The sequence below is a fragment of the Anaerocolumna sp. MB42-C2 genome, from assembly GCF_030913705.1.
In the GTDB taxonomy this organism is placed as follows: Bacteria; Bacillota; Clostridia; order Lachnospirales; family Lachnospiraceae; genus Anaerocolumna.
In genome coordinates this window covers 1,979,430-2,002,284 of record NZ_CP133190.1, presented here as the reverse complement: position 1 = coordinate 2,002,284, position 22,855 = coordinate 1,979,430, and the positions used below count along the sequence as shown (strand labels likewise).

Genomic DNA, 22,855 nt, shown 5'->3' with positions numbered 1-22,855 from the left:
CTGACCTAAGGAGGGGGAAAAATGAAGAAATACCTGTTTCGGTTAAAAGCATTATTTTTAGTATTAGTTATGTTTCTGTCCATGTTACCGGCTGATGCTATCCAGGTTGCTGCAGCAGCAAAACCTGCTATGTCGATAACACAAAAAACAGTGATCGGAGTAGATGAGGAATTTAAACTATCAATCAAAAATTTATCCAGTTCTCAAAAGAAATCTGCTACATGGTATTCTACCAATAAGAAAGTAGCAACGGTTTCCGGTGGGTATGTAACTTCCACGGGAAGGGGAACAGCTTATATTAAATGTAAGATTACCTATAAGAACGGCAGTGTATATATACCATCCTGTAAGGTTACAGTTAAAATTCCGGCAACTGCCATAGAGATTACCAATGCCCAGGATGATTTGTCTAATAACAGCCGACAGGTCATACCGGTGGGTGGTTCTTATGATTTTAACAGTGTCCTGACTCCATCCAATGCGGATAATTACATAACCTATAGCATTGACAAGACAGAATGTGCCACTGTTGATGATAAAGGTATCGTTACGGGGATTAAACCGGGTTTTGTAACGTTAACCGCTAAAGCTAAGCTTAATAAACCGGCTGGATACCAAAACCTGCTGGATGATGTCCTTGTATTAACTTACAGTGTTAATCTTGAAATTGTGTCAAAGTCAGCTAGTGTAGCCAATGTTGAGTTAACAGATTCAACTACCATGAAAATAACTTTTGACGACGCAATCGATAAAACTACAATTATGGATGAAAATAATAAACTTCTGAATAACATCATTATTACAGCCAAAACAGATGGCGATGGTGTGGTAGCCAGTGGTTTGGGAACACTGACAGGCAGCCTGTCATCGGATAAAAAGACCTTAACCATTACCACTACCGGTTACTTTAATGGTTTATATGGAGTTAAATTTTCACGTAATATCAGGACGGTTCATAATGATTCTTTAATGGAATATTATAAGACGCTGTCCTTATATGATACCATACCGCCATATTATAAAGATAGCTCAGTTGATGATACCGGTCTGATAGCCTATATTAATTTCAGCGAATCCTTGAATTATTCCGGCATGAAGATAGATGAGGTGAAACTGGCTTCGGGAAGTAAAACACCCAAAGCATCCACAATCAGTAAGTTACAGAATAAATCCAATTATAAACCTGCTAATGACGGAAAATCCTTAATGATTGATTTGTCAACTATATCCAGTGTAGACAGGGATAGGAAATTTAAGGTCGTATTCACCGGGTTAAAGGACAGAGCAGGTAATTATACTGACAATGACAGAATCACTGCTTATGTGGAAACAGATACTTCACCGAAACCACAGGCTAGGCTGGTTTCCTTGGAGCGAACAGATAAAGATACTTTAACTGCTACCTTTAACAGAGGAATAAGAACCGGTGGTAAAGTTTTATTGAGTAATGGCGTTATTGTTAACGGTATTGTAGATGAAGAGAATACTAAACAGGTTACTTATAAATTAGATGCCGAGTCTGTTAAGCTTATAGGTAAACAGAAAGTAAATATCGGATACTGGGATAGTTATAATGTTAAATCCTCCGATGATTCTGCAGAGGATTACAAAGAAGTGAAAGTAAACTTTGATATCGATTCCACTCTGCCGGAGATTACGGATTATAAGCTTGATACGGAAAGTGACGATGATAAGATTACCTACAGCCTGATATTAACGTTCAATAAAAATGTAGATCTTATTGATGATAAAGGCAACTTTAAAGCAAGGCTGGTAAGCGATGCAGGGGATTCTTATGATGATTATGATATCGGGTATTCGGCTGATGCGGATGATAATACCGTAACGGTAGTTTTGGATGATGATGATATGGATAAACCTGGTACTTACACCATAACCATACCGGAGGAATTTGTAGAAGATGAATACGGCAATCTAAATTCTGAAACAACTGTTAAAGTAACGAATACGGAAGGAGCTTCAACAGCATTACCGAAACCAAAAGTAATAAAACAATCCGACGATAATGCAAGCATAATCTATGTTACCTTTACCTACCGGCTGGATGAGGATTCGGCCCAGGATATTGGCAACTATGATATTGAAGATACCGATATAAAATCTGCGAAGCTGACAGATAATACTTCAAACGGAGCTACGGTAGAATTAACATTAGTTGACGGCAGTATAGAAGAGTCTGGCAAGTACTCAATTACCATTTCGGGAATCTTAGGTTATCATAATACCTATTCTGAAATGGAAGAATATAAAACAAAGATAAGCCTGCATGAAAACAAAGGTCCGGAATTGGAAGACAAAGAGTATAAGTATCCGGATGAAATCATCTTAACATTTGATGAAACTCTTGCGGGAAATGCAAGTTTTCAGGTTCTTCAAAATGGTGTAGATATAACTGAGTCCTCCAGAATAAGCGGAAAGAAAGTAATTGTCGCATTAAAGGATAAGCCGACTCTGGACCAGGAAGTAGAGATTGTTCCTACAAATTATAACAACATAACTGATAAATACGGAAATAAATCTGTTATCGGAACGGAACGCCTTACACCTGTAAAATAATAAGTAAGTTAAAAGGAGCTTTTGCAAGAAATAAGAGCAAAAGCTCCTTTTTATTTGCATAAAATTTATACTAGTTATTGTAAACTAAGGATCAGTCCTAATTCTACGGGATACAATGGTATGCTGTAGGAGTTTTATCCTTACAAGGAAAAAATGTACAATTTAACAAAAATATAACATTTGAAACAATATTAGACAATGTTTTGACAAATGTAGGAATTATAATGTAAAATAGTAATGAAAGTATGAGAATGTATTATAGGAGGATTAGTGAATGAAAAAGTGGACACAAAAATGGATGGGAATTTTACTTGCAGTTCTGTTGTTTACATCAGTAATTCCGGTAAATGAGATTACAACACAGGCAGCGGCTGTTCCAAGCTTGTCCTTAACTACCAAGGCACTCACAGGGATAGGATCGGCATTTACCGTGACCATTAAAAACCTTGACAATACCAAGGTTAAATCAAAAGTATGGTACACAACCAATAAAAGCATCATAACAGTGGATTCTAAAACCGGTTATGTAACATCCACCGGAAAGGGTACCGCTTATGTTAAGTGTAAAATTACTTATAAGGACGGAACCATTCTGCGCCCTGCCTGCAAAGTAACCGTTAAGATAAAAGCAACGGCAATTGATATTACCAATACTCCTGAAGATGGTATGGATTATTTTGTTCTAACGAAAGGAGAGGTTATTGACTTTAATAGTGCACTGACACCAAGTAATGCCAGCGATTTAATAACTTATACCATTGATGATACTAATTATGCCACTGTTGATAAAAAAGGAATTGTTACTGCCCTAAAACCGGGTCTTGTCATACTCACGGCTACGGCTTCTTTAACTAAGGCAGGTGTTTCATCCAGTCTTGTAAAAGATACGGTAAAGATTCAGATTGTTGAGAAAACTGCCGGTGTTAAAACAGCAGTATTAACGGATACGAATACTTTGACCATAACATTTGACAATGCCGTTGAGGAATCAACGGTATTAGATGGAACATCACTCAGTGATAGTGTTTCTATAAAAGCCATGACTGATAAAAAGGGAAAAACAGCAGACGCATTAGGCGATTTAACAGGAAGCCTGTCCTCTGACGGAAAAGTCTTATCGATTGTTTCTGAAAATGCTTTTAACGGTTTATATGGACTGCATTTGTCTGACAGTATAAAAACTACCGGAGGTACGGCATTAACCGAATACTATAAAAATTTAGAATTATATGATACCAAACCACCTTACTACAAAAATTATAAAATAGATGATACCGGGTTAGTCGTTACCTTGGAATTCAGTAAACCCATGGATTTTTCAAAGATGGCAATTTCAAAGGTAAGTCTGGTTAAATCAAATCAGACGGCTGAAACTGCAACACTAAACTATTTGAAGACCAAAACTAATTACGTGAAATCTGATGATAATAAGTTCCTGACTATTGATTTATCTGATATTGATACGGATGATCAAAACAAGACTTTTTCAGTTGTTTTCTCCGGATTAAAAGATAAGAATGGTAACTACCCAAGTAATTCTGTTATTACAGCATATGTTGCAACGGATACTACGGAAAAATCCCAGGCTAAATTAAAAACACTGACACGTACAGGGTATAATACACTTACAGCTACTTTCACCAGATCAATCAAGATTCCTGGTGATATTGAACTGAGTAATGGAAAAACAATCGAAGGTGAAGTAGACAAAGATGATAAAACGATTGTGAATTATACTTTAGATGCTACTTCGGCTAAATTAACCGGATCACAAAAAGTTTCCATCGGTTACTGGGATAGTTATAATGTAAAGAGTTCGGACAGTTCAGCGGAAAAATATATTACAAAAACAGTTAATTTTAATGTTAGTTCAAGCGGCCCAAAATTAAAGAAAAATAAACTGACAAAAAATGATGATAACGATGTAATTACTTATATTTTAACTTTAACTTTTGACAAAGCAGTTGTGCTGCCAAGTAATTCAGGTAAATTTTCATCTAAGCTCATTACCTTGGATAATGATATCTATTCACAGAAAGATCTTGGATATACGGCTACGGTAAAGGATGAGGTAGTAACGGTTGAATTCGATAAAAAACAATTTGACGAGAATGGAACTTATACAATAACCATACCGGAGGGTTTTGTAAAAGATAAATTTAATAATAAAAGTGTTAAAACAACGGTAACCGTGAATCGTTCCGGGTCCATCGGATCCGAATTACCTGCACCTGCAAGTATTGAACAATCATCCGAAGACCCTAATATTATTTATGTTAATTTTGACAATAAGGTAGATAAAATTACAGCTGAAAATGCTAATAATTACAGTATCAAGGGAGCGAAGATATCGAAAGCTGAACTTGTTGAAAATAACTCTACCGGTGCTACCGTACAATTGACCTTGAAGACAGGAAGTGTTACCGTAACAGCTACTTTTGTAGTTACCATTAAAGGCATAAAAGGTTATAATAATTCGTTTACGGAAATGAATGATTATGAGACAACAATTTTGTTGAGTCAAAATGTTGGACCTACCATAACAAATATAACTTATGAATATCCGGATACAATTATATTGACTTTTGATATGAATATTAAAGGAACTGCAAGTTTTAGTGTGACACAGGGAGGAAAAGAATACGCTCAAGATTTTAATGTTGATGATGATACTGTTACGATTACATTAAGTGATACACCGGTAATGAAAAAAAGTTTAAAAATTACTCCAACCAGTGCAAACAATATAACAGATGAAGCCGGCAATAAGGCTGTAATATCAACAAAATATGTAACTCCTAAATAATAATTGAATTAAGTCAATGGCATAGTAATAGAGCTGGTGCAGATATCTTATACTAGATTGCGTCTGGAATATAAACTAATATTCTTTCGCAAGGTAATATAATAGAAGACTGCAGCAGCTCTATATTTATGGGATGTTATATAAAATAGAAGTGTTGTAATGATCGTTCTAAGAGTGATAGGTATTCTCAGAAACCATAAACTTGTAAGTGGTAGTTTTTTCCTGTTTATAACATTCCTTAAGTACGTTTCTATTACCCCTTTACGTAATGTAATATTTGTTTTATAATAGTTGGGATATGGAAAGCACACTGGAGGAAAAAGTCATTGAAATCTATTAGCAGAACAGTCATTATGTCAGTAAGTCGCGTGCTGTTTGTACTATATATCATATTATTAGCGTATTTTTTATTTTTTAGCGAACGTTATGGACGAACAATAATTTCGGATGATTATAGATATAATTTAGTATTATTTAAAGAAGTAAGGCGTTATATTTTATATCGGAAAGAAATCGGTTATGAAAGCTTTATTGTGAATATATTTGGGAATGTGCTGGCATTTGCGCCATTTGGATTTGTTTTACCCATTATAAGTGCCGGTAACCGGAAACTGATAAATATAACTTTGTTAAGTCTGGAGTTTAGTCTTACCATAGAATTGATTCAGCTGATTTTTAAAGTAGGAATATTTGATGTAGATGATATATTAATGAATACTTTGGGTGGTATATTGGGCGGCATCTGTTTTCTGATATGCCATAAATTAATAAAGTCCATAAAAAAACTACGTTAAATATTGCAATTGTACGTGGAAAAGGAGCGGACAATGTTTAAACATAAAAAAGAAATATTTAAATTTTCAGGCAGGAGTCATTCTGTTAAAGGAATTATATCGGTGATAATTGGAGTTTTTACTCTTATTACCTTATTGATTTTATCCATAATTTCCAGTCTTTCCAAAGGAAACGGGGGATGGATTATCGGTTTGATAGGTATGCTCTTATTTGCCATATCTATAGCTGGTTTTGTTCTTGGGATAAAAGCCTGCCGGGAAAAGGAAATTCATTATGCTGCACCTGTAACTGGGATGGTGTTAAATGGATTTTTATCTATCTTCTTTTTTGTTTTGTACATGGTTGGAGTAATAATTTAACCTGCAAGTAAGCCCCACCGCTATGCACAAGTAAACCAAGAATATCTGCTTTGACAAAACTGGAGAAAGATAAGAAAAAATCAAAACCACAAATGGCATAAACGATAGATAATAAATGGTGATTTTATAATAAAGAAAGGAAAGACCTATGAAATACGCAGAATTGTTCAAAGAATCAAATGAGGAAATCCGTGAACGTTATGAGTTGTCCATGGAGCGTATTGACTCAATCTTAAACGAAGAAGTTATTCAAGAACCGGTTAAGGGTTATTTTAAAAAAGCAGCTGAGTTTATCCTTAAAATAAAAGAGTTAGTTGCACTGGCAGAAACAGACAAACTCAGCCGGATGACATTGGAAGAACTAAAGAAACTGAATTATGAATTATATGAAGACGTAATCCCGGGGAATTATGAAAATAGTTTCGGAAATCCCCGTTATGCAGTTAAAAAGTTGGGAAAAGTGGGAAAACTTCTGTCTTTTTTATATGCAGAAATAAGGGGTATGATAGTTTATGCTTATGAATGCAGATTGTTTGATATTACTATTTACCTGGAATTATTTATAGAAGTCTATAATTATTTTGAAGAAGCGGATGAATATACTTATAAAGATGTAAAAAGGGCTATTTATGATTTCATCAGTGATTATACAGGAGATATAATTGAATACAGAACAAGGGAATTAATTGATCCTGAATTATCTTTCGTTAACGATATTATTCGTAACTGGGATCTAAAGGATTTAAGGTATCTGTATCAATTTGGAGAATATATCGGCGAAAATGAAATAAAAACAGCCGAATTCTTAAACAGTCTTACCGAAGAGGAAGTGAAAGCAATGGCTTTTACTTATAAAGAGGGTTATCGGAGAGGGTTTGAAGCGGCCAGAATCGATTTGAGCAAAAAAGAATCGGTTAACATTCGTTATAATATTGGCTTTGAAAGAATGCTATATTATGCTGTAGAATACTTTGAAGAGATGAGGCTTAAGCCGGTAATTTATCGGGCAGCAGTAAACACAGTAAATAAAAAACAGCACTTAAAGATCGGTTTTCATTCAACAGGACCAAACAAACAATATGACTATGATCACCGGTTTGATAATGGTTTATATCTGGATAAAGCATATAATGAACGTAAATTATCCGGCCTTAGGAAAGCTTTTGAAAAGTACAAAAATGAGGCAGCAGTTTATGCCGGCCCGGCAGTAATTGAGGTATTTGGTGAAAAGAATTTTGCGCCCGAGAATAAAACAGAAGTTATTAAGCTGGATAAAAGGCAGCAGAAATTATATGTATCATATAACCGGGATGCTAGTTTGATTACAAATGAATATATTAAAGGGGAAGAAACCAGCTTTACTATTATTGCTTACCCAATTCCGGAAATCGGAGAAAAGTTTAAGAATATCTTTGCAGACACAGTTAAAGTAAATACCTTGGATAATCAAACCTATAAAGAAATTCAACAGTCCATTATCGATGTTCTGGATCAGGGAGAGTATGTAAAAATACTAGGCAGAGGCAAAAATCGTACGAACCTGAAAGTTATGTTATACGAATTAACCGATCCAGGGAAAGAAACAATTTTTGAAAACTGCACTGCGGATGTAAATATTCCGGTTGGTGAAGTTTTTACATCTCCCAAATTAACCGGTACCAAGGGAACACTCCATGTAACCCAGGTCTATTTACATGAGTTGGAATATATTGATTTAGAATTACAATTCGAAGACGGAAAAATAAGTTCTTATACTTGCAGAAATTTTGAATCAGAAGAAGATAACAAACAATTTGTCAGAGAAAATCTTATGTATAACCAGGAAACCCTGCCGCTGGGAGAATTTGCAATCGGAACCAATACAACTGCTTATGTTATGGCACAGAAATACAATATAGGGGATAAGCTTCCTATTCTGATTGCCGAAAAGACCGGACCTCATTTTGCAGTAGGGGATACCTGCTATAAAATGAGTGAAGATTTAACATTATATAACCCGGACGGGAAACTGATAGTAGCAAAAGATAATGAGATATCCATATTGAGAAAAACAGATATGGACAAGGCATATTTTAATTGTCATACAGATATTACCATACCCTATGATGAACTTGGAGAAATTAGCGTTTACAAAAAGAATGGTGAAACCATCACAATTATTAAAGACGGAAGATTTATACTTCCGGGTACAGAAAAATTAAATGAAGCATTTAGGTAGTTTTAAAAGCGGGTCGATAATCATTTAAAAGTTTAAACTTTTAGGCGATAATCATATAGAATGAAAGCGAGGAAAGTAAAATGGCAGCACAAGTAGGAATAGTTATGGGTAGTGATTCGGATCTTGAGATCATGAGTAAGGCAGCAGAAGTATTGGATGTTCTTAAAATCGAATATGATATTACGGTAATATCTGCCCACAGAATGCCGGATGTTTTCTATGATTATGCTAAATCAGCAGAAGAAAAAGGGTATAAGGTAATTATCGCAGGTGCCGGTGGTGCGGCCCACCTACCGGGTATGACAGCAGCTATATTCCCTATGCCGGTAATCGGTGTTCCGATTATGACAAAGTCTTTAGGTGGGGTTGATTCTCTTTATTCCATCGTTCAGATGCCAGGTGGTATACCGGTAGCTACAGTTGCAATTAACGGAGCTCTTAATGCCGGATTATTGGCAGCTAAAATTCTTGCAACTTCAGATGCTGAATTGTTAGAACGTATAAAAGCTTATGCTTTAGGTTTAAAGGAAAATGTTCTCTCAAAATCAGAAAAACTTGCTGACATGGGTTATAAGGAATATCTAAAGAATATGTAGGGAACTTAAAAAGGGACGGAGAAATCCGTCTCTTTCCTGTTGTGCAGGAACGTTATCTTATATATTTATTTACTTATATTATTATCTTATAGATACAAAACGTTTTATTAATTATGCTAATAAACAATATAAGAAAATAATGAAACTGAAAAGTAGGACAAATAATATAGGTTATGTTAAAATAAATATCAGATGAGAATCTTGAATATAAAGTCAGTGTTTGTATTTATCACTATAAATCAGATATCTAACAAGGAGGATTAACCATGGATTACAAAAAGGCAGGAGTAGATATTGAAGCCGGTTATAAGGCTGTTGAGCTTATGAAAGAACATATAAAAGGAACCATGAGAAGTGAAGTATTAACCGGAATAGGCGGATTTTCTGGTGCATTTTCTTTAGAGAGTTTTAAAAATATGGAACAGCCGACTTTAGTTTCCGGAACAGATGGAGTAGGAACTAAGTTAAAGCTGGCATTTATTTTAGATAAACATGATACGATTGGAATTGACTGTGTTGCCATGTGCGTGAATGATATAGCCTGTGCAGGCGGTGAACCTCTATTCTTTTTAGATTATATTGCCTGTGGTAAAAATGAACCTGAGAAAATTGCAACAATCGTTAGTGGTGTGGCCGAGGGATGTAAACAGGCCGGTGCTGCATTAATCGGCGGTGAAACAGCGGAAATGCCCGGATTTTATCCTGTTAGTGAATATGACCTGGCAGGATTTGCGGTTGGTATTGTAGATCAAAAACAATTAATAAACGGAAGCAATTTAAAAGCCGGTGATACCATTATCGGAATCGCTTCTTCCGGTATACACAGTAATGGTTATTCCCTTGTACGAAGCGTATTCAATATGAAACGGGAAGCTTTGGATACTTATTATGAATCAATTGGAGCAACCTTAGGGGAAGTTCTGTTAACTCCGACAAAAATATATGTAAATGCATTAAAAACAATAAAAAACGGGGGAGTTACCATAAAAGCCTGCAGCCATATAACCGGCGGCGGATTTTACGAGAATATTCCAAGGATGTTAAGCGACGGTATGAACGCTGTAATATATAAAGACAGATACACAGTACCTCCGATCTTTCAGATGTTATCTAAGGATGGGGCAATCGAAGAAAAAGTTATGTATAATACTTATAATATGGGAATTGGAATGATGATTGCCGTTGATAGTGCCGAGACGGATAAAACCATAAAATTATTACAGCAGACCGGTGAAACAGCTTATATTGTAGGTGAGATAAAAGCTGGTGAGAAAGGTGTTACCATATGCTAAAAGTTGCGGTTTTGGTATCCGGAGGGGGTACGAACTTACAGGCAATCCTTGATAATATTGAACAAGGTATTATAAAAAACACAAGAATTGAAATTGTAATCAGTAATAAAAAGGACGCATATGCATTGGAGAGAGCCCGTAAGGCGGGGATTCCTGCAACGGTAATTTCACCGAAAGATTATACGAACAGAGATGAATTCAGCAGGCAGTTATTAAACGAAATAAAGAAGTATGAGGTGGATTTAATTGTCTTGGCGGGTTACCTGGTTATAATACCGGAGATATTAATTCAGAATTACAGAAATAAGATAATAAATATTCATCCATCACTGATTCCAGCTTTCTGCGGGGCAGGTTATTATGGACTACGAGTCCACGAAGCCGTTCTGGAGAGAGGGGTTAAAATTACGGGGGCAACCGTTCATTTTGTTGATGAGGGCACCGATACCGGTCCAATTATACTTCAAAAGGCTGTAGAAGTACATGAGGGTGACAGCCCTAAAGATTTACAAACAAGAGTTATGGAAGAGGCAGAATGGAACATTCTGCCGGAAGCTATTAATCTGATTGCTTTGAATAAAGTTAAGATACTGAATAACCGCGTAACTATAATCTAAGCTTGGAAAGGGATAAGAAAGCATGAAAATATTAATCATCGGAAGCGGCGGCAGGGAACATGCCATAGCTTACAAGGTTTCTAAAAGTAAATTAACGGATCAATTATTTTGTGCTCCCGGCAATGCAGGTATTGAAGAATATGCAACCTGTGTACCGATTGGAGTTATGGAATTTGATAAGCTGGCTGCTTTTGCCAAAAATGAGAACATTGATTTAACCATAGTTGGTCCGGATGATCCGTTAGTAGCCGGGGTTGTAGATGTATTTGAAGCAAATAATTTAAGAGTTTTCGGTCCAAGAAAAAATGCTGCTATTATAGAGGGCTCCAAATCATTTTCAAAGGATCTGATGAAAAAATATAATATCCCTACTGCAGCTTACGAAACTTTTACTTCTTCTGAGAAGGCCTTGGAATACCTGAAAACCTGTGATTTTCCCATTGTTTTAAAAGCAGATGGATTAGCACTTGGTAAAGGGGTGTTAATTTGTACTAATTTAGAGGAGGCTAAAGCAGGTGTTAAGGCAATTATGTTAGATAAACAGTTTGGCTCTGCGGGGGACAAGATAGTAATAGAAGAATTTATGACAGGAAGAGAAGTGTCGGTACTTGCCTTTTGTGATGGAACCAATATAGAGACCATGACAAGTGCTCAGGATCATAAACGTGCCGGAGATGGTGATCGGGGATTAAATACAGGTGGTATGGGCACATTTTCACCAAGTCCTTTTTATACGGAAGAAGTAGATGAGTTTTGCAGGAAGTACATCTATCAGGCCACTATGGATGCTATGAAAGCGGAAGGCAGGGAATTTACCGGTATCCTGTTCTTTGGCTTAATGCTTACGAAAAATGGCCCCAAAGTACTGGAATATAATGCAAGGTTTGGAGACCCAGAGACCCAGGTGGTTCTGCCAAGAATGAAAAATGATATTGTTGAAGTGTTTGAAGCCTGTATAGACGGCAGGCTTAAGAAAATAAATCTGGAATTTAATGATAATGCAGCAGTTTGTGTTATATTAGCTTCTGACGGATATCCGGAACACTATGAAAAAGGGTTTATAATTGACGGACTGGATAAATTTAAAGGAAAAGAAGGGTTTTATGCATTTCATGCCGGAACAAAAAAAATCAATGGCGAAATCGTAACAAACGGCGGACGTGTTATTGGAATAACTGCAACCGGTAAAGATTTAAAAGAAGCCAGGTCAAATGCGTATATGGCTGCAGGGTGGGTTACTTTTGAAAATAAATACATGCGGAACGATATCGGGAAAGCGATTGATGAAGTATAAAAGGTGAAGTATATCGAGAAATAAAGAGAAAAATAGAAATAAAATAAAGCAATAGATAGATAAGGCTGAATCCTGTTTGGTTTTTTTGTATGGAAGAATCTGCATTTAATTTTTTGTTAAGAGATTTTTAGCATGCAAGGTGAAAACTACGAATAAATAGGATTCAGCCTTATTTCCACTTAATTTAATTATGGGAATCTAAACCTTAATCTGGAATAAATATTTTATAATTATATAATTTGTGCTATAATACTTCAAGATAAAGTTTATAAAGAGGTATACATATGATAACAGATTTAACAAATGGATCACCTGGCAAGCTTCTATGGAAATTCTCCATACCATTGCTTCTAAGTGTAATGTTTCAACAGTTGTACAGTATCGTTGACAGCATAGTAGCCGGACAATATGTAGGCGAAGATGCCCTGGCCGCCATTGGTGCTTCTTATCCCATTACTATGATATTTATTGCAATCGCAACAGGATCCAATATAGGATGTTCTGTTGTAATCTCCACACTATTTGGGGGAAAAGAATATGCTAAAATGAAAACAGCTATCTTTACTTCATTGATCTCGATATTTTTTATAAGCCTTTTTTTGACCATCGTAGGTCTTATGGCTTGTAATCCTATGTTAAGGCTGTTGGATACTCCGGCTAATATTTTTTCGGATGCATCTGTTTTCTTACGGATCTATACGGGCGGTTTAATTTTTTTGCTCTTATATAATATCTGTACCGGTATCTTTACCTCCCTGGGAGATTCCAGGACACCTTTTTATTTTCTTTTAGCATCCTCTCTGCTAAACATACTGTTGGATCTAATTTTTGTGATTTGTTTTTCCATGGGTGTTAATGGGGTAGCCTGGGCAACTTTCACTGCTCAGGGTATTGCTTCCGTATTATCCTTAATTACCATTTTACGCCGGATAAGATCACTGCCTGAAACGAAAGAATATCCCAGGTTTTCCCTTAGCATGTTAGGCAGAATCAGTAAAATAGCCGTTCCAAGTATATTACAGCAAAGCTTTATTTCCTTTGGAAATATACTGATTCAGAAGCTGATTAATAATTACGGTTCCAGTGTAATTGCAGGTTATTCTGCAGCAATTAAATTGAATACTTTTGCAATAACTTCTTTTACAACGTTAGCCAATGGAGTATCCAGTTTTACTGCACAGAATCTTGGAGCATGTAAATTAGAACGGATAAATAAAGGCTTTAAGTCAGCTATCTTGATGTGTATTCTTGTTGCTGTGCCATTTGTAATTGCCTATTTTGGATTCGGGCCCGGTATGATGGGATTGTTTTTAGAGTCATCCAATGGGAAAGCAATTGTGGAAGGTACCAATTTTTTAAGGATTACATCTCCTTTTTATGTAATTATCTCTATTAAATTAATAGCAGACGGTGTTTTACGCGGTTCCGGTTCTATGAGGCCTTTTATGATAGCAACCTTCACGGACCTAATCCTTAGGGTGGTATTATCTTATATATTATCAAACTTTTTGGGCTCTATTGGTATCTGGCTTTCCTGGCCTATAGGCTGGACGATTGCAGCAGGACTCTCTTTTAGTTTTTATGCAAAAGGGATATGGAAGAAAATGATAGAGTAATTCCCTAATTTTTTGATTATTTGACATATATTATCAAAATGTCACAGAAGTGCCATATGTATTTTGTAATCTATTGAAAAAATATAAAGTATTTATTAACTTAGTAAAGATTTCTGTTACAATTCAAGCCCGGGTATGAACGGTAACAAATTTATTGTACATATTAGTTATCTTCGTTTACTTAATATTCTGAGGAGGAAAAAGGGGATGAGAAAAAGCTCAATATATAAATGGATTGCGATCGTTTTATGTCTGGTATTAATATATCCCGGAGGTATTACATTCAACTCATTAAAAGCACTTGCCGCCACTTATGGAACCGTAACGGCTACCAGTTTAAATATCCGTTCCGGCCCGGGGACTAAGTATGATAAGGTCCAGGTAAACGGTAGTTTTGCTTATTTAAAAAAGGGTGATAAATTTACGATAATAAGTAAAAAGGATGGATGGTACAAAATAGCATTTACTTATAGCGGTAAAAAAACAGAGGGATATGTTATGGATGACTTTGTGAAAGAAACCAACAGTACATCCGCTACTCCGACTCCGACACCAACGCCTACGACGGGGGATACAGCGAATCAGACGCCGGCAGATCTTAAACTTGCAGCCAGTGTTATGGCAACGAACTTAAATGTAAGGCAAAAAGCATCCACTACAAGTACTAAAATTGCCTCGATAGTAAAAAGGCAAAAAGTGAATATTCTCAATGAAGTAATTGTTGGGAAGGAAAAATGGTATCGGATTTCCTTTCAAGTAAATAATAAAACAAAAACAGGTTATGTATTAAGTGATTTTATAGGGTTATCTTTATCTTCCGGTGTTAAAGCGGCAGTTAGCAGTAAAACAAAAGTGAAGCTCAGAACCGGAGCAGGAGACAGTTATAAATATCTTACGACTGATAAAGGAACTGCCATCGCTTTAAGTAATAAGAAAGCGGTAACCATTACAAAGGAAGTAACGGATGAAAAAGGAAAGAAATGGTTTAAAATATCGTTTACCCTAAGCGGTATAAAATACAGCGGGTATATTTTGGGCAGTCAGGTTCTATTTACTGTGAATCCCGTAACCCCTACCCCAGCTGTAACCCCAAAGCCAACAACACCCCCAAAGCCAACAACAACGCCAACACCCACCCAAACCCCCACCCCAACAACAACGCCAAAACCTACTGTAACCCCTACCCCAACCGATACCACTGACATCGATACACCGGATGTATTATCAGATGAAGAATTTGAAGAGAGGCTGGATGAGGAAGGATTCCCCGAAAGTTATAAACCAGCCCTGAGAGACTTGCACGAATCTTATCCTACGTGGGTTTTTAAAGCATTTCAAACGGGACTGGATTGGGATACGGTAATTGAAAAAGAAAGTAAATTAGGTGTTAATTTAATATCCAATGGAAAAGGGGTAGAATGGAAGTCTTTAGAAAAAGGAGCTTATAACTGGTCTACTGACAGTTTTATTCCCTTTGATGGTTCTACCTGGGTCACTCCGTCTAAAGCCGGTTTAGAGTATTATATAGATCCAAGAAACTTCTTAGATGAAAAAAGTATATATCAATTTGAATTATTGACTTATCAAAGTGAATACCAGAATGTTACCGGTGTGGAAGGAATTCTTTATAATACACCATTATATAATTGTACCTATTCTTATGCAGATGATCAGGGTGAAACCTTGGAGCATACTTATTCGGAAACTTTTATGGATGCAGCTGAATATTCCGGTGTAAGCCCGTATCATCTGGCAAGCAGGGCGAAACAGGAGGTAGTAACGGGAACTACTACTTTAAGCTCCAGTGTATCCGGAACTGTGGGTGGTTTAGAGGGATACTATAATTTCTATAATATCGGTGCATATAATAGTACTGCTGCCGGAGGTGCCGTAGCGAACGGTCTAAAATATGCCAAAAACGGCACAACGAATCAGGAATTAAATACCTTATATCTAATTCCCTGGGATAACCCATATAATTCTATTGTGGGCGGTGCATATATTATCGGCAGCAATTACATAAAAAGGGGACAGGATACAACATACCTGCAGAAATTTAATGTTACGGGTAATTCAACTTATTCCCATCAGTATATGTCAAATATTGAAGCACCTAATGCAGAGTCCAAAAAAACTTTTGCTGCATATAGTGTAATGTCAGAGATTCCTATTGCATTCAGTATTCCGGTGTACGAAAATATGCCTGACGAACCATGTCCGATGCCGGAAACGGTTTGTAATCCAAATAATTGGCTGAAAACCCTAAAAGTCGACGGTTATAGTTTAACCCCAACTTTTGATTTGACGAAAGAACAGGAATATTCTATCATTGTTGAAGCTGACATAGAAGAGATAAATGTTACTGCAACAACGGTCAGCAAAAAAGCCAGCATTACAGGAACAGGATTTATTCCGTTGAATGAGGGAAATAATGAAGTAATAATAACTGTTACAGCAGAAAATGGCGATGTCAGGGAATATCTGATCAATGCCGTAAGAGAATAATGGGAGATAATCCTGCTTAGGAAATCAGAACCTGTTTCAAACTTTGTTAAAAAGCACTTATGATAAATTTCATAAAAGTGTTTCAATCAGGGTTTTTGCAGGTTCTTTTTCTTAAGAAACCTAAGTGACTGTTCCTATGTTTACGAATATGAAATTATACTCAATGGAATACTTAAGATAAAGGAGAAACCAATGAAAATCTATAAAAAAATTTATAAACAATGTTTCTTATTAGCTTTAATTGTTTTACTTATATTAATACCCTATACTTTTTGCAGAGCAGCCAGCGCAACAGTTAATATAAGTACAGGTGAGGAATCTGTAGTGGTTGGAGACGAAATTACTGTTAGTCTTTCTATATCTTCTGATGCTATGTTAGGAGATTTTGAAGCATATATAACATATAATGCTGATATACTGGAATTTGAAAATGATGCAGCCTTTATAGCCGGCGGGGAGGGATTATTAAAACTCACCGATAAAAATACGGTAAATAAAGAATCATCCAGAAAGTATATTATGAGATTTAAAGCAAAAGCGATAGGTGTAAGCGAAATTGGAATTAAAGATAAAGCGGAAATATATGAATTTGAAACAGGAACTGCTATGTCAGTATCCAGCAACCGGCTTGATATCCGTGTCATAGCAGCAAAAACAGCTTCAGACAATAATAATCTCAAAAGTTTAAAAATAAATCCCGGCAGTTTAAAACCAAAATTTGATCCCAAAATTACAGAATATACAACAAAAATTGATTATGAAAACAGCAAAATAATATTAAGTGCAGTACCGGAGGATGATAATGCCAAGGTAACGGTTGAGGGTAATGAAAATCTTGATGTGGGTAATAATAAAATCATGGTAAAGGTGAAAGCGGAATCAGGAGAAACGAAAGAATATATAATTACTGCGACCCGAAAGGAAGCAGTTGAAAAGGAAACGGTAGAAACAATTGAGACTTCAGAATCAGAGGATAACCTGGATTCGGATTCAGAAAGGAACGGCAGTATAGAAGATAAATCAGCAGAAATAGGTAATCTACTCATTATAAAAGATGGTAAAGATATGTATATACAGAATGGTTACCGTTATCAAATTCTTAAACCAGATGATGATGTTGTTATACCGGATGGATATAGTAAGACTTCATTAATATTAGATGATGTAACAGTAAGTGCGTATACGCCTGAAAATGATCTGAATAGTGATTTCCTGCTTTTATATGTGAAAAATGAAGCTGGTGAGACAGGATTTTATCAATATGACAGAGTAGAAGAAACCTTACAGAGGTATACCAAAAACAGAGAAGGCAATAAGGTGGTAATGTCCGGTAATTTAATGCAATCGGAAGAATATAAAGCAAAATTAACCACGATGGGTATTGTTTTGGCTATATTAGGTTGCGTATGTATTATTCTTTCCGTGGCATTAATCAGGTTATATTTAAAAAACAGGGAAGAAGAATAGTACTGGATTAAAATTATATATAAGACACTAAGTGAGAAAAAAGGGTTCTATGAATAATTGCAGCTTAAATGTTAGGAATGACTCTAAGTTTATCTTGACAATAAATGATAATTTGTTATACTAATAATATAACATATATAACGAACTATTAGGAGGTGGATGATTTGATCGTAAGAATCGATTTTAACAGCGAAGAAGCTTTTTATATTCAACTTCGCAATCAAATCATTTTCGGAATTGCTAATGCAGAGTTAAGAGTTGGGGATAATCTGCCTTCTGTTCGGGAATTAGCAGAAGATATTGGAATTAACATGCATACTGTAAATAAAGCATATACTATGTTAAAACAGGAGGGGTATGTGAAACTCGACCGTAGAAAAGGAACTGTAGTTGCAATTAATGCAGATAAATTAAAAGCAATGGAAGAACTGTCCTGTGACTTAAGGGTAATATTGGCTAAAGCTATTTGTAAGAATATAAGCAGTGAAGAAATTCATGATTTAGTAAATCAAATATTTGATGATTTTAATGTAGATTAGTAACCTAGATCAGAACAGGAGGTTGTTACTATGTTATGTGATAAATGTAAAAAAAATGAAGCTAAGATATATTATACCGAAATAATAAACGGAGAAAAAACGGAACAGCATTTATGCGAAGAATGTGCAACGGAATATACTTCGTTCCCTATGGGAACAGCGTTTATGGATCAGGAAATTACGTTAGGCAGCTTACTGTCTACAATATTGGGTAATTATTATAATAGTTCCAATGTTACGGATCGTGCCGAGAAAGAGATACGATGCGAGGGATGCGGTATGACCTATTCGGAATTCATGAGAGAAGGCAGATTTGGATGCGCCAAATGTTATGACAGTTTCCAGAATATATTAGACGGAAGTTTAAAAAATATACAAGGTTCTGAGAACCATACAGGTAAAAAACCGAAAGGATTTGAAACAAAAACCCAAAAACTGGTCAAGGAATTATCTGAATTGGATAAATTATCTATACGCTTGCAGGATGCGGTTGAGAAAGAGGAATTTGAAGAGGCTGCTAAACTGCGGGATAAGATACGCCAGTTAAAAAAGGAGGAGATAGGTAATGCTTAAATGGTACAAAGAAGCGGGTCAGAATAATGACGTTGTAATCTCCAGCCGGGTCAGGCTTGCCAGAAATCTCAAGGATTACTCTTTTTCAGCCAAACTTTCTGAAAAGCAGGCAAGTGAACTTGTGGAGAAAGTAAAAGCAGCGACTCCCCTGATAGAAGGTCAGGCCTCCATGAAATTTTACAGCTGCAGTGCGGATGTACTTGGAGATACGGAGAAAACCGCTATGGTGGAGAGGCATATTATCAGTCCTTTATTAGTGGCGAAAGAGCAAAGTACCGGTTTAATTCTTTCTAGTGATGAAAGTATCAGTATTATGATAAATGAAGAGGATCATATACGAATTCAATCCATAACCGGAGGAATGAATATAGAAGAAGCCTTTCAGGCAGCTAATAAAATTGACGATATTACCAATGAAATATTTGATTTTGCATTTCATGAAAAATATGGTTATCTCACTTCGTGTCCCACGAATGTGGGTACCGGTTTACGGGCATCCTATATGATGTTTTTGCCGGCACTCACAGCAGCCGGTAAAATTATTAAATTAGCGGAAGAATTAGGGCAGTATGGAATAGCACTAAGAGGTACCTACGGAGAAGCTTCAAAAAGTGTTGGAAGTCTGTACCAAATATCCAACCAGAAAACCTTAGGAAGTACCGAAAAGGAAATTATGGATAGTCTGGACCGTATCGTCTGGCAGGTTATGAAACAGGAACGCAGGCAGAGGGAATATATTCTTACCAACAATTATGATGAGTTTGAAGATAAGGTACATCGTTCATATGGTGTATTAAAATATGCAAAGCAATTATCATCCGCCGATGCTATGGCTTTATTGGCTCAGTTAAAATTGGGGATTGATATGAACCTCATTCATCTGAAAGAAAATTATAATGTTCATGAACTGATGATGGAAATACAACCCGGTAATTTACAGTGTCAGTTGGACAAAAACGTAGGAAGTGTACAAAGAGATAAATATAGAGCAGATTACATCAGAAAGAAATTACCGGAACCGGTATAAGAACAGGAGGCTACTATGAACGAAAAATATACGGAAAATGCGAGAGCAGCAATAACCTATGCAACAGAAGTAGCATATAAGTTATCACACAATTATGTAGGGACAGAACACCTGCTTATCGGATTATTAGAGGCAGATGGTGTTGCTTCCAAAGTCTTGGAAAAAAACGGAGTAGAAGTTGATAAAGTTATTGAATTAGTTAATCAGCTGATAGCCCCTAATTCAAATGTGGAAACCGTTGAAGTAGACGGATTTACACCGAGGGCAAAGAGGATTTTAGATCAGAGCTTTAAGGAAGCCCTTCGTTTAAAAGCACAGTTAGTTGGTACAGAGCATATATTAATCGCTTTAATAAAGGAATCCGACTGTATCGCAGTAAGACTGCTTAATACCTTAGGAATTAATGTACAAAAATTATACGTTGATATATTAACTGCAGTGGGAGCTGATATGAATGCAGCAAAAAATGAATATGCCTCAAATAAAAGTAAAGCAAAAGCCAAATCAAGCACTCCCACTTTGGACCAATACAGCAGAGACTTGACAGAATATGCAAGAGAGGGCAAATTAGACCCTGTGATCGGCCGTGAGACAGAAATACAGCGGGTAATTCAGATTTTAAGCCGAAGAACTAAAAATAATCCTTGTCTGGTAGGAGAACCCGGTGTCGGTAAAACTGCAATAGCAGAAGGTCTGGCCAGAAAAATTGTAGAAGGAAATATTCCTGAAATCATTAAGGATAAAAGAGTTTTAACACTCGATTTATCCGGAATGGTAGCAGGTTCAAAATACAGAGGGGAATTCGAAGAGAGAATAAAAAAAGTAATCACCGAGGTCATGAGTGACGGAAATGTACTTCTATTTATAGATGAAATCCATACCATTATTGGAGCCGGCGGAGCGGAAGGAGCAATTGATGCCTCCAATATATTAAAACCGTCATTAGCAAGAGGAGAATTACAGTTAATCGGAGCTACCACCAGGGAGGAATACCGCAAGTATATTGAAAAGGATGCCGCCTTAGAGCGAAGATTTCAACCGGTCGTAGTGGAAGAACCCTCAGAAGAGGAAGCAATCCTTATATTAAAGGGATTAAGAGACAGCTATGAGGTACACCACAAAGTTAAAATTACAGATGAAGCTCTGGAAGCAGCAGTTAAAATGTCAAGCAGATATATAAATGACCGTTATTTACCGGATAAAGCAATCGATTTAATGGATGAAGCTGCCTCTAAGGTACGCCTAAGTACATTTATAACCTCTCCGGAAGTGAAAGAATTAGAGTCTGAAATCCTTCGTTTGGATGAAGAAAAAGAGCTTGCAATTAAAAATGAAGAATATGAAAAAGCAGGTGAGATAAAAAAACAACAGGAGGAAATAAACAGCCGTTTAAATGCACTGCAGGTTCGCTCAGAAAAAGAAAAACAAGAAACGAAACTGGTTGTAGGCGAGAATGAAATAGCTGATATCATATCCAGCTGGACTAAGATTCCGGTTAAAAAATTAGCCGAAGAGGAATCGGAACGTTTAAGAAATCTGGAGAAAATTCTTCATGAAAGAGTCATTGGTCAGGAGGATGCAGTGTCCGCCGTTTCCAAAGCAATACGAAGGGGTCGTGTAGGTTTAAAAGATCCAAACAGGCCAATCGGTTCATTCCTGTTTTTAGGACCGACCGGTGTAGGTAAAACTGAATTATCCAAAGCGTTGGCAGAAGCAATGTTTGGCAGTGAGAATTCCATGATACGGGTAGATATGTCCGAATACATGGAGAAGCACAGTGTTTCCAAACTGATTGGATCCCCTCCGGGATACGTAGGGTATGATGAGGGGGGCCAGCTTAGCGAAAAAGTCAGACAGAATCCATATTCCGTGATTCTTTTTGATGAAGTGGAAAAAGCACATCCGGATGTTTTCAATATTCTGCTGCAGGTATTGGATGACGGGCATATTACGGATGCCCAGGGCAGAAAAGTCAGCTTTAAGAATACAATCATTATTATGACCTCCAATGCCGGAGCTCAGAATATCATTGCACCGAAGCGTTTAGGCTTTTCCTCTGTCACAGATGATAAAGAAGATTATAAAAAGATGAAAGAAGGCGTTATGGAGGAAGTTAAGCGAATCTTTAAGCCGGAATTCATTAACCGTATTGATGAAATGATTGTATTCCATTCCTTATCGAAGGAAGATATTAAGAGCATCGTTAGTATTATGTTAAAGAGTATTGCTAAGAGATCGAAGCAGCAGATGAATATATCCCTGGAAGTAAAGGATGAGATCATCGACCGTATTGTTGAAATCGGTTATGACCAGAATTATGGTGCAAGACCGCTTAGAAGAGCAATACAGTCTAACATTGAAGATAAGCTGGCAGAAGAAGTCCTTGAGGGTAATCTTCATAATGGAGATACCGCGTTAGTACAACTTTTCGACAAAGATATTAAAATTTCCAAAAAATAATTCATTTCTTGTGCATATATTAGTAGAAATTGTCATGCAAATATTATATAATAGAGATAGCTACAAAAACTATAATATGTTCCATTTAATGTGCCTGGAATAAAAGAAAACCAT

At 36.3% G+C, this 22,855-nt stretch carries 16 protein-coding genes; all 16 read left to right on the top strand.

From position 1 onward, the window contains the following. Positions 1–21: 21 nt before the first annotated feature. The 16 genes from RBU59_RS08970 (at position 22) to RBU59_RS08895 (ending at position 22,741) form a co-directional block, all read left to right on the top strand. Entirely contained in the window at positions 22–2,577 is a 2,556-nt protein-coding gene (locus RBU59_RS08970; protein ID WP_308147538.1) for an Ig-like domain-containing protein, read from the top strand. Between the two features lie 274 nt (positions 2,578–2,851). Continuing rightward, complete coding sequence (locus RBU59_RS08965) at positions 2,852–5,383, top strand: Ig-like domain-containing protein (RefSeq protein ID WP_308147537.1); 2,532 nt, start codon at positions 2,852–2,854, stop codon at positions 5,381–5,383. Between the two features lie 326 nt (positions 5,384–5,709). Continuing rightward, on the top strand, positions 5,710–6,177 hold the full coding sequence (locus RBU59_RS08960; RefSeq protein ID WP_308147536.1) for a VanZ family protein: 468 nt from the start codon (positions 5,710–5,712) through the stop codon (positions 6,175–6,177). A gap of 33 nt (positions 6,178–6,210) precedes the next feature. After that, positions 6,211–6,537: a DUF6142 family protein gene (locus RBU59_RS08955; protein WP_308147535.1), complete on the top strand. Its 327-nt coding sequence runs from the start codon at positions 6,211–6,213 to the stop codon at positions 6,535–6,537. Between the two features lie 148 nt (positions 6,538–6,685). After that, positions 6,686–8,755: an aminopeptidase gene (locus RBU59_RS08950; RefSeq protein WP_308147534.1), complete on the top strand. Its 2,070-nt coding sequence runs from the start codon at positions 6,686–6,688 to the stop codon at positions 8,753–8,755. An 80-nt stretch (positions 8,756–8,835) separates the two neighbouring features. Next, entirely contained in the window at positions 8,836–9,351 is a 516-nt protein-coding gene (purE, locus tag RBU59_RS08945; RefSeq protein WP_308147533.1) for a 5-(carboxyamino)imidazole ribonucleotide mutase, read from the top strand. Positions 9,352–9,617: 266 nt separating this feature from the next. Next, the gene (purM, locus tag RBU59_RS08940; protein WP_308147532.1) at positions 9,618–10,643 is read left to right on the top strand and encodes a phosphoribosylformylglycinamidine cyclo-ligase; all 1,026 of its coding nucleotides are present in this window, start codon (positions 9,618–9,620) and stop codon (positions 10,641–10,643) included. Then, positions 10,637–11,260: a phosphoribosylglycinamide formyltransferase gene (gene purN, locus RBU59_RS08935; protein WP_308147531.1), complete on the top strand. Its 624-nt coding sequence runs from the start codon at positions 10,637–10,639 to the stop codon at positions 11,258–11,260. Before purM ends, purN begins: the two co-directional genes overlap by 7 nt. Positions 11,261–11,282: 22 nt before the next feature. Beyond that, a complete protein-coding gene (purD, locus tag RBU59_RS08930; protein WP_308147530.1) occupies positions 11,283–12,554 on the top strand; it encodes a phosphoribosylamine--glycine ligase in 1,272 nt (423 codons plus the stop codon). Positions 12,555–12,838: 284 nt separating this feature from the next. Further along, complete coding sequence (locus tag RBU59_RS08925; protein WP_308147529.1) at positions 12,839–14,170, top strand: MATE family efflux transporter; 1,332 nt, start codon at positions 12,839–12,841, stop codon at positions 14,168–14,170. 207 nt (positions 14,171–14,377) lie between these two features. Then, on the top strand, positions 14,378–16,675 hold the full coding sequence (locus tag RBU59_RS08920) for an SH3 domain-containing protein (protein ID WP_308147528.1): 2,298 nt from the start codon (positions 14,378–14,380) through the stop codon (positions 16,673–16,675). A gap of 192 nt (positions 16,676–16,867) precedes the next feature. Continuing rightward, the gene (locus RBU59_RS08915) at positions 16,868–18,142 is read left to right on the top strand and encodes a cadherin-like beta sandwich domain-containing protein (RefSeq protein WP_308147527.1); all 1,275 of its coding nucleotides are present in this window, start codon (positions 16,868–16,870) and stop codon (positions 18,140–18,142) included. Positions 18,143–18,306: 164 nt separating this feature from the next. Beyond that, a complete protein-coding gene (locus RBU59_RS08910) occupies positions 18,307–18,681 on the top strand; it encodes a GntR family transcriptional regulator (RefSeq protein WP_308147526.1) in 375 nt (124 codons plus the stop codon). Between the two features lie 30 nt (positions 18,682–18,711). Further along, positions 18,712–19,254: a UvrB/UvrC motif-containing protein gene (locus RBU59_RS08905; protein ID WP_308147525.1), complete on the top strand. Its 543-nt coding sequence runs from the start codon at positions 18,712–18,714 to the stop codon at positions 19,252–19,254. Next, positions 19,247–20,281, top strand: a complete 1,035-nt coding sequence (locus RBU59_RS08900; protein ID WP_308147524.1) for a protein arginine kinase — start codon at positions 19,247–19,249, stop codon at positions 20,279–20,281. Before RBU59_RS08905 ends, RBU59_RS08900 begins: the two co-directional genes overlap by 8 nt. A gap of 15 nt (positions 20,282–20,296) precedes the next feature. Beyond that, positions 20,297–22,741, top strand: a complete 2,445-nt coding sequence (locus tag RBU59_RS08895; RefSeq protein WP_308147523.1) for an ATP-dependent Clp protease ATP-binding subunit — start codon at positions 20,297–20,299, stop codon at positions 22,739–22,741. Positions 22,742–22,855 lie beyond the last annotated feature (114 nt).

Bases quoted from the DNA above. Each gene is read 5' to 3' on its own strand.
- RBU59_RS08970 (WP_308147538.1), top strand. From the start codon at position 22: ATGAAGAAATACCTGTTTCGGTTAAAAGCATTATTTTTAGTATTAGTT.
- RBU59_RS08965 (WP_308147537.1), top strand. From the start codon at position 2,852: ATGAAAAAGTGGACACAAAAATGGATGGGAATTTTACTTGCAGTTCTG.
- RBU59_RS08955 (WP_308147535.1), top strand. From the start codon at position 6,211: ATGTTTAAACATAAAAAAGAAATATTTAAATTTTCAGGCAGGAGTCAT.
- RBU59_RS08950 (WP_308147534.1), top strand. From the start codon at position 6,686: ATGAAATACGCAGAATTGTTCAAAGAATCAAATGAGGAAATCCGTGAA.
- purE (WP_308147533.1), top strand. From the start codon at position 8,836: ATGGCAGCACAAGTAGGAATAGTTATGGGTAGTGATTCGGATCTTGAG.
- purM (WP_308147532.1), top strand. From the start codon at position 9,618: ATGGATTACAAAAAGGCAGGAGTAGATATTGAAGCCGGTTATAAGGCT.
- purN (WP_308147531.1), top strand. From the start codon at position 10,637: ATGCTAAAAGTTGCGGTTTTGGTATCCGGAGGGGGTACGAACTTACAG.
- purD (WP_308147530.1), top strand. From the start codon at position 11,283: ATGAAAATATTAATCATCGGAAGCGGCGGCAGGGAACATGCCATAGCT.
- RBU59_RS08925 (WP_308147529.1), top strand. From the start codon at position 12,839: ATGATAACAGATTTAACAAATGGATCACCTGGCAAGCTTCTATGGAAA.
- RBU59_RS08920 (WP_308147528.1), top strand. From the start codon at position 14,378: ATGAGAAAAAGCTCAATATATAAATGGATTGCGATCGTTTTATGTCTG.
- RBU59_RS08915 (WP_308147527.1), top strand. From the start codon at position 16,868: ATGAAAATCTATAAAAAAATTTATAAACAATGTTTCTTATTAGCTTTA.
- RBU59_RS08905 (WP_308147525.1), top strand. From the start codon at position 18,712: ATGTTATGTGATAAATGTAAAAAAAATGAAGCTAAGATATATTATACC.
- RBU59_RS08900 (WP_308147524.1), top strand. From the start codon at position 19,247: ATGCTTAAATGGTACAAAGAAGCGGGTCAGAATAATGACGTTGTAATC.
- RBU59_RS08895 (WP_308147523.1), top strand. From the start codon at position 20,297: ATGAACGAAAAATATACGGAAAATGCGAGAGCAGCAATAACCTATGCA.